This window comes from Psychrobacter aquimaris (assembly GCF_016107525.1).
Taxonomy (GTDB): domain Bacteria; phylum Pseudomonadota; class Gammaproteobacteria; order Pseudomonadales; family Moraxellaceae; genus Psychrobacter; species Psychrobacter aquimaris.
This window is the reverse complement of record NZ_JABASR010000010.1, coordinates 61,092-76,015: the sequence shown is the minus strand read 5'-3', so window position 1 is coordinate 76,015 and position 14,924 is coordinate 61,092. Positions and strand designations below refer to the sequence as shown.

Below are 14,924 nucleotides of genomic sequence, written 5' to 3'. Positions count from 1 at the left end.
CTTACGATTAATAGTGATAGCAATTGACGGGTAATACCGCTAAATCGATTATATAAATAAGGCGCATTGTACACGATTGCAAGGGTACTGTTAAACCTACTTTTGCCAACTGATAAAGACATTTATAATCGAGACCGCCATGGAATGAGCGTTTTGTCTCTATCTACTAGCCTTTAGCTTGACTAAAGGCATTGGCAATTGCCAAAAAACTCTCTACCTTTAATGAAGCCCCGCCAACCAATGCACCATCAATCATAGAATCTGCGGCAAAGCTATCGGCATTGTCCGCATTGACACTACCACCATATAGCACACTCATTACCTTTAGTGACTCAGCAAAGCCTGTTACTGTTTGCTTAATATGCTGATGCGTTTGACTGACTTCGCTCACGGTTGGGACTTTGCCAGTACCAATCGCCCACACTGGCTCATAAGCGATGATTAAATGCTCTGACAAACTTACTATAAGTTCTGGTTGCTGAGCCAATAGATCTTTAACAACCAATAACTGAGCATCGATTACTTCAAGGGTTTGCTTAGCATCATACTGAGCTTGGGTTTCACCAATACAAAATACCACGCCCAAACCTTGTGTGAGTGCGTGAATCATTTTTTGCAATAACGTATCGTGAGACTCGTTATGATACTGGCGACGCTCCGAATGACCCAGTATCGTCCAAGTTGCCCCAGCGTCTGCTATTTGCTGCGCTGAGCAATCACCTGTATAAGCACCAACGCTGGCACTATACGCACTAACATCTTGCGCTGCACTCAATATCGAACTACCAGCTAAATGCGCACTGACAGCTGCCAGATGAATACAGCTTGGTGCCACCATCAACTGGCAGCGACTATTTGACGGTTCTGTATCGGCTTGCTCTTTAGTATCAATCGTAGTCAACAAATCATTCAACAGCAAGTCGACGTCGTGACTCGTTGCTGGATTTTGTTTCCAATTACCAATTACCCAAGCTTGCATACTCATCTACCTTGTCTCATGTATTCTTGCCAATTTGGCTAATATGCGCGCCAGTATAACAAATAATTTCCAAGTGCTATAGTATGCTGCCGCCAACAGAAAAATAGACGGTCAATGCGAATATTTACTAAGGCGTGTCCTCATTTTAAAAATGGTGATAAAAATGAGATAAATTGCCGTCAAACAAGGAAAGTAGCGCAAATAATATCGAGATATTGATAAGCTATTTGACGATGTTTGGCAAAATTTAGCCATTTTTAGCCCATTTAAAAGATATTCGATTGAATTAAGGACACGCCCTAGACATTGTCTCAAGCTATCATTTTTTCAGGTCAAACATTCAATCGTCTATATAAAACCTTTAAACTAAAGTAATGTTTTATAGTATTGTATCTATATATAACAGAACATTATCAATAATCTAACGACCAAGCTAATGATGACCTACACTATTAAAACGCTTTCTCTGCTAGATCTTTTGCAAGGGCATATCTAAATTTCCTGTTATTAATGATAGCTCAAAGGCTAACAATGACTTATAGCAGGTATCTATTGAAAATTATAATAGTAAGTAGCTCTCAGAAGTATATGGGTTTCAGACAAATATATAGAATACTGGGTATTAAGGAGAAATCGTAATGTCTATCACCACGAGTAAATATGGTGGTTTAGCACATCAGCTAATCAGCGAAGGTATCATCAGCGAAGCGAACATGAAAATCGCGCAGACCGAATCGCAACAGCAACAAGTAGGACTAGTGCCCTACCTAGTCGACAATAAATTGGCCGATGCTTATCATCTTGCGCAGATGTTGTCACAAGCTTTTGGCGATCCTCTTTTCGACCTTGATGCCTTACATGTCGATGTCATTCCAAAAGACTTAGTGGATGAAAAAATCGTTCGTAAATTTAATGCGTTGCCATTATTCAAACGAGGACAGCGTTTATTCGTCGCGTTGAGTGATCCAACTCGTGTGGATGCAATTGACGCTATTGCTTTTAATTCACGGCTGTCTATTGAAACTATTGTCGTCGAAGAGGATAAGCTAAAAAGGCGTATTGAGAGTCTTTACGCTGATACCATGCAAAGCTTTGATAGCTTCTCTGATAGTGATTTAAATGTTGGCTTTGATGAAGAAAAAGATGAAGATGAAGGCAAGACCAAGCTAACTGACAGTATCGAGCAAGCACCCGTTGTAAAATTTGTCAATAAAATGCTGGTTGATGCCATTCGTATGGGTGCTTCTGACTTGCATTTTGAACCCTATGAAAAAACTTATCGCGTTCGCTTTCGTGTCGATGGTGTAATGCAAAAAATGGCCAATCCACCTGTACAGCTGGCTGGGAAAATTGCAGCCCGTTTAAAAGTAATGTCGCAGATGGATATTTCAGAGCGCCGTGTGCCACAGGATGGACGTATCAAGCTTAAAATATCTAAAGGTAAAGCCATCGACTTTCGAGTAAGCTGTCTGCCTACGCTATTTGGTGAAAAACTTGTACTTCGTATTTTGGATCCCTCTTCAGCGATGTTGGGTATCGAAGCGCTTGGCTATGAGCCTGACCAGAAAGAGATGTTTTTAGAGGCACTACATAAACCGCAAGGTATGTTGCTCATTACAGGGCCAACTGGCTCTGGTAAGACCGTATCGCTTTATACTGGTATTAATATTTTAAATACTGGCGCGACCAACATATCCACTGCCGAAGATCCAGTCGAAATTAACTTAGAGGGGATCAATCAAGTAAATGTCAATCCAAAAGTGGGTCTGACTTTCGCGAACTCTCTCAAATCTTTTTTACGCCAAGATCCTGATATTGTCATGGTTGGTGAGATTCGTGACCTTGAAACCGCTGAAATTGCGATTAAAGCAGCGCAAACTGGACACATGGTGCTCTCAACCCTACATACCAACTCAGCACCTGAAACGTTGACGCGTCTACGCAATATGGGTGTGGCCTCTTTTAATATTGCAACTTCCGTAAATTTGGTCATTGCCCAGCGGTTGGCACGCCGTTTATGTAAAAACTGTAAAAAGCCTATCAACATTCCACGTCAAAGCCTGCTTGAGCTTGGATTTAACGATGCTGACTTGGATAATCCAGACAATACTATTTATGAACCAGTAGGCTGTAACGAATGTCGCGAAGGCTACAAGGGCCGTGTGGGTATCTATGAGGTTATGAAAGTCAGTCCTGATATTTCCCGTATCATCATGGAAGATGGCAACGCGATAGATATTAAAGATGCGGCACTGAAAAATGGCTTTAGAGACTTACGTCGCTCTGGCATTTTAAAGGTATTACAAGGCGTAACCAGTATTCAAGAGATGATGCGCGTCACCTCCGAGTAAGAATACTGGCTATGCGCATGTTGCATACGCACAAAAAAACAGACACTCCTGATCACTAAAGAGAAACGTTCAAAATGATTAAATCAACTACTTTTTAATCTTGAATCATCTAAAAAGCAGTCTTTGTCAGTGCGATGGTGAAAAGGTAGTCGAAAGTTCTAAATTATCCTTATATAAGTAATGCTATCATTTATATGATGGACGTTAATAGTATAAACTTTTATAAAGCAGCAATAATATCTACCAGATATACTTAAATATAAAACAGAGTTATACTGGTTTTTTACGTTGAAATAAAGTATACCAATTTTATGTAATAAGTCAGGCATCGTTGTATGTCTTTGCAATATCTATATCAGACAATATTTTGAGGGTAGTAACATGGCAAAAGCGAAGACCGACATGCTGTTAGACTTTGTCTATGATGGGGTGAATCGACGCGGACAAAAAGTAAAAGGGGAGACCACCAGCCGTAGTTTAGAGTTGGCAAAAGCGACTTTACGCAAACAAGGTATCAGCGTCAAAGGCATTAAAAAAAAACCAAAGCCACTTTACACTTTCAAGAAATCTATCAAACCTATTGATATTGCTATTTTTTCCCGGCAAATGGCGACCATGATGAAAGCGGGCGTACCATTAACCCAATCCTTTGAGATTGTTGCTGATTCACTTGATAATCCCAGTATGAAAGACTTGGTATTACAAATAAAATCAGACATTGAAGCGGGTGGAACCTTTGCTTCAGCATTACGCAAGCACCCGCGTTATTTTGACGATCTGTTTTGTTCACTAATCGATTCTGGTGAGCAGTCAGGTGCACTGGAAACCATGCTTGAGCGCGTTGCTACCTATAAAGAAAAAAGTGAGTTACTTAAAGCAAAAATTAAGAAAGCAATGAAGTACCCTATCGCGGTTATCGTCGTTGCTATCATTGTTACCATGATTCTATTGATAAAAGTAGTTCCAGTATTTGCTGATTTGTTTGCCTCTTTTGGTGCAGAGCTGCCTGCCTTTACCCAAATGGTCGTTGGCATGTCAGAATGGATGCAAGCATGGTGGTTTATTTTGATCATTTTCATTGGCGTAGCGATTATTGGGTTTTCAGAGGCAAAAAAAAGGTCTAAGAAATTCCGTGACTTCTTAGACCGTGCGGTTTTAAAAGCACCAATATTTGGCAATATTGCCTATCAAGCTATTATTGCGCGTTTTGCTCGTACTTTATCTACCACTTTTGCAGCTGGGGTACCTCTTATTGATGCGCTAGATTCTACCGCTGGTGCTACTAATAATGTCGTATTTTATAACGCCACTCAGCAAATCAAAAATGATGTTTCTACTGGTCAGCAATTACAGTTTTCAATACGCTCAACCAACCTTTTTCCAAGTTTGGTCATTCAAATGGTTGGTATCGGTGAGGAATCCGGTAGCTTGGAAGAGATGTTAGATAAAGTGGCTGTCTATTATGAAAATGAGGTAGACAATGCCGTTGATGGATTAACCAGCTTAATGGAACCTTTAATCATGGCGGTGCTCGGTGTATTAGTCGGCGGCTTGGTGATTGCCATGTATTTACCAATATTCCAAATGGGCTCAGTAGTAGGCTAAAAGCTATTTAAAGGACAGCTACTTCATGCAATTTATAGAGTTATTACAAGACAATATGCCTATCGCTTTAGGCATATTTGGCCTACTAGGTCTTTGTGTTGGCAGTTTTTTAAATGTAGTGATTCACCGTATTCCGCTGATGATGGTTTATAGCTGGCGACAAGAGTGCAGCCAGTTTATATCAGAACAAACAGACATGCCACGCGAACACACTCTGCCCCTAACAAATATCGTAGCAGCTAACCAGCCGATTACTTTGAGTCGACCGGCGTCACGCTGCCCTCATTGCACCCACAAAATAAAATGGTATGAAAACATACCGTTAATCAGCTGGTTAATACTACGTGGCCGTTGCTCAGACTGTAAAGCTGCGATTGGACTGCGTTATCCACTGGTTGAACTAGCAACAGCCCTACTGTCAATGTTAGTGATTTATCAGTTTGGCGTAACTGCAGCTGGCTTGTCAGCACTGATTTTGGTGTGGACGCTGGTTGCATTAACCGGTATTGATTTTGATACGCAATTATTGCCTGATCGCTTAACTTTCCCATTAGCGGGTTTAGGGTTAGCGGTGAATTCACAAGGCTGGTTTGTCTCACCAACTCAGTCAATTTGGGGCTTATTGCTAGGATTTTTGTCATTGTGGATAGTGGTTAAAATATTTTATCTAATCACTAAAAAACATGGTATGGGGCAAGGAGATTTCAAATTATTGGCGGTATTGGGTGCTTGGCTTGGACCCATGATGTTGCCATTGATTATTTTGTTGTCTTCTCTATTAGGCTCGATCGTTGGCATTATTTTGATGAAGAAACAGGGTGAAAGCAAGCCGTTTGCCTTTGGTCCTTATATCGCTATCGCCGGTATTGTTGCTTTATTATATGGCTCAGATATCGTCAACTGGTATCTCGGCATGTATACTTACTAGATGTATTTTGGTCGCTCCTTTTCAAGCAGACAACAAAATACTTTCTTAGCTTATAACCATCACTGTCATTATATCGAGCAGATAAGTCATTATTATGTCAAAACAAGCATCTTCACCTTATTCTCATAAGCCCCAGACCCCGCAAAAGAAAAGCAAAACGTTAGTAGTTGGCTTAACTGGTGGTATCGGTAGTGGTAAGTCCGCTGCGAGTGCTTGGTTTGCTGAGCAAGGCATTGATATTATCGATGCGGATGTGATTGCCCATGAAATCGTTGCTAAAGGCAGCGCCACTCTGCACAAAATCCAGAAAAAATTTGGTGACTGGGTATTGAATGGCGATGGATCAATGGATCGAGTGGCAGTAAGAACACACGTCTTTTCACATCCTGAGGCATTGATTGAGTTAGAAGCAATCACTCATCCAGCGATACGCGAAACAGCAAAAGCGCAGTTAGCAACCAGTACTTCGCCTTACGTGATACTGTCAGCGCCTCTACTTATTGAAGCAGCAGAAGCAGGGCTTGCTAATTTATGCCAACGTATCTTAGTGATGGACGCCGCTGAAGATACGCAGATAGCGCGTGCCAGTCAGCGCGACGAACAAAGCATACAGAAAATCAAAGCCATCATGGTGAATCAGCTGAGCCGCGAAGAGCGTAATCGTCATGCGGATGATGTGGTGCTCAACGAAAGTGATCTTGCGGCTCTGTATGTGCAACTAGCGCCATTACACCAAGAATATCTTAAGCTTGCCCAGCAGCTAAAGTACGCTGTCGATTGACCTCATACAGCGCCATACCAGTGGCAACACTCACATTTAGACTTTGAAGGTTGCCATGCTCATTTCCTGACATCGGAATATACACCAGCTCATCACAGCTCTCCATGGTTAGGCGACGCATCCCCTCACCTTCTGAACCCATGATAATGGCTGTTTTGCCAGTCAGATCAGCGGCATGTATTGGTTTGGCATCCGCATTAAGCGCTGTACCAAAGACAAATACCCCAGCATTTTTGATTTGCGTGAGCGTACGTGCCAGATTGGTGACACTAACAATCGGCATCATCTCTGCTGCACCGACCGATACTTTAGCCACTGTTGGCGTCAGACTTGCCGCATGGTGTTTCGGACAAACCACGGCATCCACACCCATCGCCACTGCGGTACGCAAGCAAGCACCAAAGTTATGGGCATCAGTGATTTGATCCAATACTAATAACAAACACTGTTCACGGCCAATGATGGTATCAAGCAAGCCTTCATCAGCAAAGCCTAAAGGACGCGCATTTAGCACCACGCCTTGGTGTTGCGGGCTGCCACACAATTGCGTGAGTTTGTCTTTTTGCGTGGGTTGAATGCTAATACCATTGGCTTCTGCCTGCGCCATGATGGCTTGTACATGGCTGTCGGTTTCACGACCTTGTTGTACAAACAAACTAAGTCCATCAAGCGGACGATGTTCGAGCAAGGCATCAATCGCGTGAATACCATAGAAATAAACGGGTTTTGCCATAATAGGCCTATTGACTATAAAGTGGGTATCGCGCTATGTGATAAAAACTAGGCGATAAAAAGAGATGACGGTAATTGTATCAACAAATGGATATCTGCACATAAATAATATCAGCAGAAAAAGAAAAACCTTACCAATCCGATAAGGCTTTTCTTTTTTTGAATAAAAGGCTTTTTGGTGTCATCAAGCACTTAATAACAGCTTGAGCAGACTTACCCTTCTAAATGACAAATATATTGAACTATTTCTTCTGTCCGCAAGTTAAAGCCACTATTGCCTTCAACCACGAATGATTGACCAGCACGGTAATAGCTGAATTCTTCGTCACCATTAATTTTGACCTCACACTCACCGCCCGTGATCTCGATACGCTCGGAGGTATTGGTGCTAAAATGATAATGCTCAACCAAATTATCACAAGGCAAGATAACGCCCAGTGTTTTATGTCGACCATCTTCGAACATAATAGTGTGGCTTGAGCAACGACCATCATAAGATACCGTCGCTTGAGCATTGACTGTTACATTAGTAAATTGCGCCGCTGTCATAGTGGCTTCCTTATCAAATAATTATGGTAAAACTAAAAAATAAGTAACTGGTTAGAGTACCGTCAGAGTTGCGTCGTTAACCGACATCTCTGTACTACGTACCATATCCTTCTATACTAGATATCTGTGCGCTAAAGGTAGCCACAGGTGCTATGAAAACGCTTGAGAATAATGACCGAGTGGCATACTCTTCCAACTATACGCCTATCATTTTACAAAATTATGACTCGTTATCATGTATTACACTGCACTAATCTAATCAGAAGAGTTTATCATTATGTGAGATTATGCTACCACATTATATCTATAAAGTTTGTTAAAGCGACTAGGAAAATGCTGTTTGATGCTAAGCTTAAACGTACTTACTCATCTTTTTTTGAGTCAGCACCTTATCACTATAATGGGGCTTTTTTTATACATTTGATCCGCAACCATTCTTAGTCTAACGCCATCACTTTGACAGGCTTAGTCATCTTAATGATTGATATTGTGAAGATTATGATAACGACTCATTGCCAGTTTTTGATAGTTTTATGGTAGTCTTTCAACAATAAATCCTATTATACCGTGCCTAAAAGTTTGTATTTAATCGCATTTAACACCATACTATTTGCCTATAATATTTATCTCATTAACAGGGTTCAATGAATAATTTCATTCCCTTATCTACTCTACTTTATATATGGCTTCTTGAGATTTATATGAAGTCTATTGTCTGTCATGAGAGGCGTTGATGCTAGTATCATTAACTTTACATCAGTTTGCGTTGATCGCTCAGCATGAGCTGAGTGTGGCTGAAGGCTTCAATGTCATCACTGGTGAGACCGGTGCTGGCAAGTCTTTATTGCTTGATGCGCTCTCTTTATGTGTCGGTGAGCGCGCAGACATGGCGATGGTCAGACATGGCGCAGCGCATGCAGATATCTATGCTCAGTTTGATGTAGAAAATAACGGTGTCATCGCTGAGTGGTTTGCTAAAAATGAGCGAGCTCTAGAAGAGCCTGAAGTCCTAATTCGTCGTCAGCTCAGCAATAGCGGACGCTCAAAAGCCTGGTTAAATGGCACACCTGTCAGCTTGGCTGAGCTCAAAAGCTTAGGCGCATTATTGGTTAATATCCATAGTCAACATGCTCAGCAAGCGCTCCTCAAGCCGCAGTTTGTGGTGCAATGGCTTGATGAGATGGCGCAAATTACCCCACTTGCTGCACAAACGACCAGCAGTTATCAAGCTTATCAGCAACTTAAACGCCGTGCTGATGATATCGCGAGCCGTGAGGCACAGCGCCAAGACCGTATGCAACTATTGCAAAGCCAACTTGCTGACATTGCGCCGTTATTGGCGGTTGATTATGCAGAAGTTGAAGCGGAGCACGAAGAGCTGTCTAATATCGAAGCTTTAATGATCGAGGCCAGTCATGGCTTGCATCTGCTCGATAATGACACGGATGAGCCAGATGTCATGACCTTGCTCGGGCAAGCGATTAAGCTTTGTGATAACCAAATGAGCGTCAGTCAAACCTTTGAGCAAGCCTCAGAGCAGCTGCATTTAGCACAGCAACAAATCACTGAGGTAACAGGCTTACTGTCGGATTATGCTGAGCAACAGCTGCCTGATCCTGAGCGTTTGCAGACATTAGACAGTCTTATCAGCTTAGGACATCGCTTATCGCGCAAACACAACTTGCCAGCGAGCGACTTAATCGATGAAGCAAAGGGCTGGGAAGCGCAATTAGAACAGTTAGAAAATGAGCCAAGCAGCGATGCGATGGCCACACAAATTGAACAGGCATGGCAAGACTATCTAGCACTGGCCACTCAGTTAAATAAAGAGCGCTCAAAAGCAGCGCCGACTGTCAGCAAACAATTAATTAAACAATTACAACCGCTCGCGCTACCCAACGCCCGCTGCGAGTTTGTCTTTACCAAGAAAGCCGATATCAGTCAATATAGTGCGCAAGGTTGCTATGATATTGATTTGTTATTTAGCGCCAACGTCGGTATGCCGATGCAGCCACTGCATAAGATTGCCTCAGGCGGTGAGCTGTCACGAATGGCACTGGTGATGCAAGTGTTACAAGCAACCAATGCCGATAACAACGCCGCCAAACCCATGCTGGTATTTGATGAAGTCGATGTCGGTATCAGTGGCGGCACGGCGCAAGTGGTCGGTGAGCTACTGCGTGCGCTTGGGCAGACGCAGCAGCTACTGGCCATCACCCACCAAGCACAAGTCGCGGCGCAAGCACATCAGCATATCTTGGTACAAAAACATCATGACGAGCAAACCGAAAGCGAGCTATTAATACTGACTGATAGCGCGCAAGTCGACGAGCTGGCACGCATGTCTGGCGGTGTGATCATTACTGACGTCACCCGTGACCATGCGCGTAGTTTATTGACCGATGTTAAATAAAGGCTTTGTCATTCATAAACAGTTGTGAATCGCTGTGTCTCATAACTGCTAAATATTTGCTTTGGTTGATTTTCACCTCAGTATCGCCATATAGTGGTGTGTTATCTCTGTTATTTTACCTTTAATATTAGGTTGCGTTTGTCTCTATGTCTAAAGCCAATTTGACCCATCATTTCTTAATCGCGGCACCCGAGCTGTCAGACCCACGGTTTGAGCAGGCGCTGATTTATATCTGCCGTCATGATAAACACGGTGCCCTTGGTCTGATGGTCAATCGTCCATTAGAGCAGGCACGCGTGGGCAAACTGCTAGAAGATTTAGACATTGAGGTGACGGATGCGCAAGTCATGGAAGATGTGGCGTTAGATGGTGGCCCGATGTATCCAGAGGTTGGGTTTGTGCTGCATACGGGTCAACCAGAATGGGCATCGTCTTTTGCGATTTCAGAAAACGTCTGTATTACCACCAGTCAAGATATTCTTAAGCGTATTGCGGCAGGTCAAGGCGTTGGTCACTATCAACTGTGCTTGGGTCATGCCAGCTGGGGTAAAAAACAGCTAGACCAAGAGCTAAATAACGGTGATTGGCTCGTCTGCCCTGCTGATCTGAATTTATTGTTTGATACACCATTCGAAGAACGCTGGCAAATCGCCGCTGATAAGATTGGTGTCAACTTTGACTACCTTAGCAGTGATATCGGTCATGCTTAACGATTGGCTATGGTTACTAAATTATCTATTTAAATCAAAGCCGCATTTAAGTTAAAGCCATTAAGCCAAATGAATCATGCCCAACAGAAATAGGAAACGCGCATAATGATGGTAGAGTCTGATACGAGCACTAAAATCGAAACTGCTGACACTACTGTGGCGGAACCAGCTATTAAACCACATCTTATCTTAGCGCTCGATTATGGGGTCAAAAAGATGGGGATGGCGCTAGGTAATACAATTACTGGGACCGCGCGTGCCTTTGACATCTTGGCGATGAACAACGGTCAGCCAGACTGGGACAACCTAATCGGCATCATCAAAGTTTGGGGCGTGGCAAAAGTGGTGGTTGGGTTGCCGCTTAATATGGATGGTAGTAGCTCCATGCTCTCCAAGCGTGCGCACAAATTCGCTCGCCGCTTAGCGCATCGAGTCATGGAACAGCATCTGCCAGTGGTCGTGAGCCTTTGTGATGAGCGCCTGACTTCAGTCGAGGCACGTGAGATCGCTTGGGAGAATGGTTGGATTAAGCATGAGCGCGATCCGATTGATGATATCTCTGCCTGCATTCTGATGTCGACTTATTTCGCTGACCCCAGTAGCAGTATCGCCATCGATGCTATCAAAGCCGATTAAATCAGCGACAAACCTGCTGTTAAAACAACGCCAATTCTGCCATATCGTCACTCTACACGGATAAATGCCTGATTATTATGACCACTGTCTCAGACCACTCCCCGCAAAACAAATCGCAACATGGTTTTGCACCGCTTGCTATCGCCCGTATCAAAGGCGCACAGCGAGCGAATCAAATAGCGATTTATCTCATTTATGCCGCTATTCTCACCTTTATGGTCTTTGGCACCATTGCCAGTATCAAAGCCTTTCATGACAATCAACTGCTTTATCAACTTTTCTATAACTTGCCCTATGCCTTGGTTGCGCTTACGATTCCTATTACTATTTATGATGCGCTAGTAATTTATCGTTATCGCTTAAACCAAGCGTCGATGATTGCCATGAGCATTGGCGTATCGACCATCATATTGGTTGGTGGCTTATTATTCGCTGATACTGCCTGGTTAGGCTTATCTTGTTGGCTTGGTGTGGCATTTTTATTTAAAGTGAGCTTCAAGCGCTTTTTTAATTTTCTAGAAGCAGAAAAAGACCATGAAATCACTGAATAAGTGTAAAACACACTGATAAAAACATCCTAACGGATGAAGCGCAAAAAACTTTAACCTTATCGATTTAAATGACTATTATGAGCACTTCTACCACGCAAACGACGATCAATCATCATTTAGACACTCAAGGGCTGATTTGCCCTGAGCCAGTCATGATGCTGCATCGAACCATCCGTAACGCTGATGCTGGCGAGGTGATTGAAATACTCGCCACCGATCCAGCCACCACTCGTGACATTCCTAATTTCTGCCGTCATTTGGGGCATGAGCTTGTGCAGCAAGAAACGCTGGCTGAAAATGTAAATCTAAACGTCGATCCCGATGAAATAATGGTCGCTGGCGATGATGATGCGCCAATCAGCGCCACGCTCTATCGTTATGTGGTCAAGAAAAAAGATGCTTAAATGCACTCAAGTTACCGCAGAAAACTAATGACAGCTCAATAAACAATATAAAGATATTTTTGTATTTTAAGCGAAGTATCTTTCACAGAAGGTAGGCTATTACGTGTTACAAACAGAAAAGCAGTATGTACAATGGCAAGAAAACGAAACTCTACGTAATGCTCTTTGGTTGTCTGAAAGCAATCATATGCCACCTGCGCGCATTGTATTGGTCGATGATACAACGACCGCAGATGACGCTTACCGCTTGGCTTGCGAAGGTACATCACTGCTATGGCGCGGTGACTTTCATAATGCACGCCAGTTGCTACAGGCGCTCGGTCGTCGCATAGATCGTACGAATGAACGCTCTGAGCTGCGTAAAATCAAGAAAGCGGCTAATAAATCTGCTAAGTCTAAAACAGAGTCTGATTCGGTCAACTCTAAAGAAATTCCTAACCTATTTCATCAGCAGCGTCAACTACAAGCCCAGCGCTCACGCATATTGAGCCGCTTACTACTAGAGCTTGATGCCAGTTATGTCAGCCAACTACGCCGCGCCCCTGATGTCAGTGCGGCCTGTACAGAAGCCTTTGGTGCAATCGATGAGCCATGTGTACTATCATTTCGTGATATGCAAGGAGCACTTGGTGCAGCAGGATGGCGCGAAAAAGGCGTCCCAATAGATAGGTTAGGATTATCGATTTTCCCGCATTATGGCGTTTTTGCGCCAACCCGTCATGAGTATGTGCAGCTGTTGCTCGATGCACCGCTACCAGCGATCCATGATGTTGCCTATGACATCGGTACTGGCACAGGTTTATTGGCTATTATCTTAGCGCAACGCGGCGTTCCACAAGTAATAGCAACGGATTTGAATCCACGTTCTTTAGCCTGTGCTAGCGAAAATTTTACGCGATTAGAATTCACTAACGTGCAGTTACAGCAAGCCGATTTGTATCCGACTGATGCACCACTCGCCAATCTGATTGTCTGTAATCCGCCTTGGGTACCTGCTAAGCCAAGCTCGTCTCTTGAATACGCCGTTTATGATGCCAAGAGCACGATGCTTCGTGGGGTTTTGCAAGGTGCCAAACAGCACTTAGCTGAGCAAGGAGAGCTCTGGTTGATAATGTCGGACTTAGCTGAGCATTTACAGCTGCGCACCCGTGATGAGTTATTACGCTTGTTTGCCGATGCTGGATTGGCGGTAAAATATCGTCTGGACACCCAACCTAAGCATGGTCGCAGCCAAGATGATACGGACCCTCTACATGTCGCGCGCAGTGCAGAAATCACCTCACTATGGTGTTTAACGCTTATCTAACATTCAACCACCGAGTATTGAGTTATGAGCCGTGATCGTGCCGTGCAACAGCGCCAACCCAAGGCGCTGGCAGTAGATGATGAACCCAGTTATATCACTGAGTTTCGTCAAGCCATGCTGGCACGTGGGCTTGCAACCCGTACGCGTAATGCTTATGTGCGCGACCTGCGCTCATGCGAGCTGACCAACCCTATCGCGCTGACACGCTGGCAGCCTGATGACGTGCTGCACTGTCTCTCAACCCTTACACAAGACAATAAAACCCCACGTACTCAAGCGCGTATGCTCTCAAGCTTGCGTCAGTTTTATCTATGGATGATCGCCAGTAATCTGCGTGAGGACAATCCCTGCGAACGTATAAAAAGCCCAAAACTGGGACGACCGTTACCAAAAGACTTAGCCGAAGCTGATGTCGATAATCTTCTTGCCGCGCCTGATACCAGCACCGCGCTCGGACTGCGTGATAAAGCCATGTTAGAGGTGCTATACGCCTGCGGTCTACGGGTTAGTGAGCTGATTAACCTCTCACTAGAGCAAGTCAATCTAAACTCTGGCTGGCTACAGATCACGGGGAAAGGCAATAAAACGCGACTGGTGCCATTAGGTGAATATGCGGCTGATGCGCTGGAAGATTATTTAACCCATGCACGTGGGGATTTGATTGCGCATTTAAAATCTGGTAATTGCCAAGCGGTGTTTTTGACGGCGCAAGGCGGCTATATGACGCGGCAGAACTTTTGGTATTTGCTTAAAAAGTACGCCAAAGTCGCTAGTATCGATAAAGAGCTATCACCGCATACGCTACGTCACGCATTTGCCACGCATCTACTGAATCATGGTGCAGACTTGCGTAGCGTGCAATTATTGCTTGGACACAGTGATTTATCAACCACGCAAATCTATACCCATGTGGCGACGGCGAGATTGCAGAAATTGCATGCCGAGCATCATCCGCGAGGTTAGAATTGAGACTAAGAGA

14 protein-coding genes are annotated in these 14,924 nt (G+C 43.8%); 11 read left to right on the top strand and 3 right to left on the bottom strand.

The features are described 5' to 3' along the window. Window positions 1-166: 166 nt before the first annotated feature. Window positions 167-979 (bottom strand): triose-phosphate isomerase, encoded by an 813-nt coding sequence (gene tpiA, locus JFC10_RS10175; protein ID WP_198332733.1) that lies wholly within the window; start codon window positions 977-979, stop codon window positions 167-169. 638 nt (window positions 980-1,617) lie between these two features. Here tpiA and pilB point away from each other — a divergent pair. From pilB to coaE, 4 genes are all read left to right on the top strand, one after another. Further along, window positions 1,618-3,330 (top strand): type IV-A pilus assembly ATPase PilB, encoded by a 1,713-nt coding sequence (gene pilB, locus JFC10_RS10170; RefSeq protein ID WP_198332732.1) that lies wholly within the window; start codon window positions 1,618-1,620, stop codon window positions 3,328-3,330. Window positions 3,331-3,711: 381 nt separating this feature from the next. Next, window positions 3,712-4,935 (top strand): type II secretion system F family protein, encoded by a 1,224-nt coding sequence (locus JFC10_RS10165; protein ID WP_198332731.1) that lies wholly within the window; start codon window positions 3,712-3,714, stop codon window positions 4,933-4,935. Window positions 4,936-4,960: 25 nt separating this feature from the next. Next, a complete protein-coding gene (locus JFC10_RS10160; protein WP_198332730.1) occupies window positions 4,961-5,863 on the top strand; it encodes a prepilin peptidase in 903 nt (300 codons plus the stop codon). Between the two features lie 94 nt (window positions 5,864-5,957). After that, window positions 5,958-6,644 carry a dephospho-CoA kinase gene (coaE, locus tag JFC10_RS10155; RefSeq protein ID WP_198332729.1) on the top strand — a complete coding sequence of 229 codons (687 nt, stop codon included), beginning with the start codon at window positions 5,958-5,960 and terminating at the stop codon, window positions 6,642-6,644. Here coaE and rlmB read toward each other — a convergent pair. After that, window positions 6,607-7,377 carry a 23S rRNA (guanosine(2251)-2'-O)-methyltransferase RlmB gene (rlmB, locus tag JFC10_RS10150; RefSeq protein ID WP_193008405.1) on the bottom strand — a complete coding sequence of 257 codons (771 nt, stop codon included), beginning with the start codon at window positions 7,375-7,377 and terminating at the stop codon, window positions 6,607-6,609. The two genes, coaE and rlmB, sit on opposite strands and share 38 nt — an antisense overlap. Window positions 7,378-7,589: 212 nt before the next feature. After that, the gene (ppnP, locus tag JFC10_RS10145; RefSeq protein ID WP_045443006.1) at window positions 7,590-7,925 is read right to left on the bottom strand and encodes a pyrimidine/purine nucleoside phosphorylase; all 336 of its coding nucleotides are present in this window, start codon (window positions 7,923-7,925) and stop codon (window positions 7,590-7,592) included. A gap of 733 nt (window positions 7,926-8,658) precedes the next feature. On the opposite strand from ppnP, the gene recN reads away from it, so the two are divergent. From recN to xerD, 7 genes are all read left to right on the top strand, one after another. Then, on the top strand, window positions 8,659-10,338 hold the full coding sequence (gene recN, locus JFC10_RS10140) for a DNA repair protein RecN (protein WP_198332728.1): 1,680 nt from the start codon (window positions 8,659-8,661) through the stop codon (window positions 10,336-10,338). A gap of 146 nt (window positions 10,339-10,484) precedes the next feature. Further along, window positions 10,485-11,048, top strand: a complete 564-nt coding sequence (locus JFC10_RS10135) for a YqgE/AlgH family protein (protein ID WP_193008403.1) — start codon at window positions 10,485-10,487, stop codon at window positions 11,046-11,048. Between the two features lie 105 nt (window positions 11,049-11,153). Then, window positions 11,154-11,684, top strand: coding sequence for a Holliday junction resolvase RuvX (ruvX, locus tag JFC10_RS10130; RefSeq protein WP_406947304.1), 531 nt, complete (start codon window positions 11,154-11,156; stop codon window positions 11,682-11,684). 77 nt (window positions 11,685-11,761) lie between these two features. Next, the gene (locus JFC10_RS10125; RefSeq protein WP_198332727.1) at window positions 11,762-12,235 is read left to right on the top strand and encodes a hypothetical protein; all 474 of its coding nucleotides are present in this window, start codon (window positions 11,762-11,764) and stop codon (window positions 12,233-12,235) included. Window positions 12,236-12,312: 77 nt separating this feature from the next. Then, the gene (gene tusA, locus JFC10_RS10120) at window positions 12,313-12,639 is read left to right on the top strand and encodes a sulfurtransferase TusA (RefSeq protein WP_198332726.1); all 327 of its coding nucleotides are present in this window, start codon (window positions 12,313-12,315) and stop codon (window positions 12,637-12,639) included. A 103-nt stretch (window positions 12,640-12,742) separates the two neighbouring features. Continuing rightward, window positions 12,743-13,945: a methyltransferase gene (locus JFC10_RS10115; protein WP_198332725.1), complete on the top strand. Its 1,203-nt coding sequence runs from the start codon at window positions 12,743-12,745 to the stop codon at window positions 13,943-13,945. Between the two features lie 24 nt (window positions 13,946-13,969). Continuing rightward, window positions 13,970-14,908, top strand: a complete 939-nt coding sequence (gene xerD, locus JFC10_RS10110) for a site-specific tyrosine recombinase XerD (RefSeq protein ID WP_193012598.1) — start codon at window positions 13,970-13,972, stop codon at window positions 14,906-14,908. The last annotated feature ends 16 nt before the right edge of the window (window positions 14,909-14,924 follow it).

Bases quoted from the DNA above. Each gene is read 5' to 3' on its own strand.
- JFC10_RS10135 (WP_193008403.1), top strand. From the start codon at position 10,485: ATGTCTAAAGCCAATTTGACCCATCATTTCTTAATCGCGGCACCCGAG.
- ppnP (WP_045443006.1), bottom strand. From the start codon at position 7,925: ATGACAGCGGCGCAATTTACTAATGTAACAGTCAATGCTCAAGCGACG.
- JFC10_RS10160 (WP_198332730.1), top strand. From the start codon at position 4,961: ATGCAATTTATAGAGTTATTACAAGACAATATGCCTATCGCTTTAGGC.
- coaE (WP_198332729.1), top strand. From the start codon at position 5,958: ATGTCAAAACAAGCATCTTCACCTTATTCTCATAAGCCCCAGACCCCG.
- ruvX (WP_406947304.1), top strand. From the start codon at position 11,154: ATGATGGTAGAGTCTGATACGAGCACTAAAATCGAAACTGCTGACACT.
- tusA (WP_198332726.1), top strand. From the start codon at position 12,313: ATGAGCACTTCTACCACGCAAACGACGATCAATCATCATTTAGACACT.
- xerD (WP_193012598.1), top strand. From the start codon at position 13,970: ATGAGCCGTGATCGTGCCGTGCAACAGCGCCAACCCAAGGCGCTGGCA.
- recN (WP_198332728.1), top strand. From the start codon at position 8,659: ATGCTAGTATCATTAACTTTACATCAGTTTGCGTTGATCGCTCAGCAT.
- rlmB (WP_193008405.1), bottom strand. From the start codon at position 7,377: ATGGCAAAACCCGTTTATTTCTATGGTATTCACGCGATTGATGCCTTG.
- JFC10_RS10125 (WP_198332727.1), top strand. From the start codon at position 11,762: ATGACCACTGTCTCAGACCACTCCCCGCAAAACAAATCGCAACATGGT.
- JFC10_RS10165 (WP_198332731.1), top strand. From the start codon at position 3,712: ATGGCAAAAGCGAAGACCGACATGCTGTTAGACTTTGTCTATGATGGG.
- pilB (WP_198332732.1), top strand. From the start codon at position 1,618: ATGTCTATCACCACGAGTAAATATGGTGGTTTAGCACATCAGCTAATC.
- tpiA (WP_198332733.1), bottom strand. From the start codon at position 979: ATGCAAGCTTGGGTAATTGGTAATTGGAAACAAAATCCAGCAACGAGT.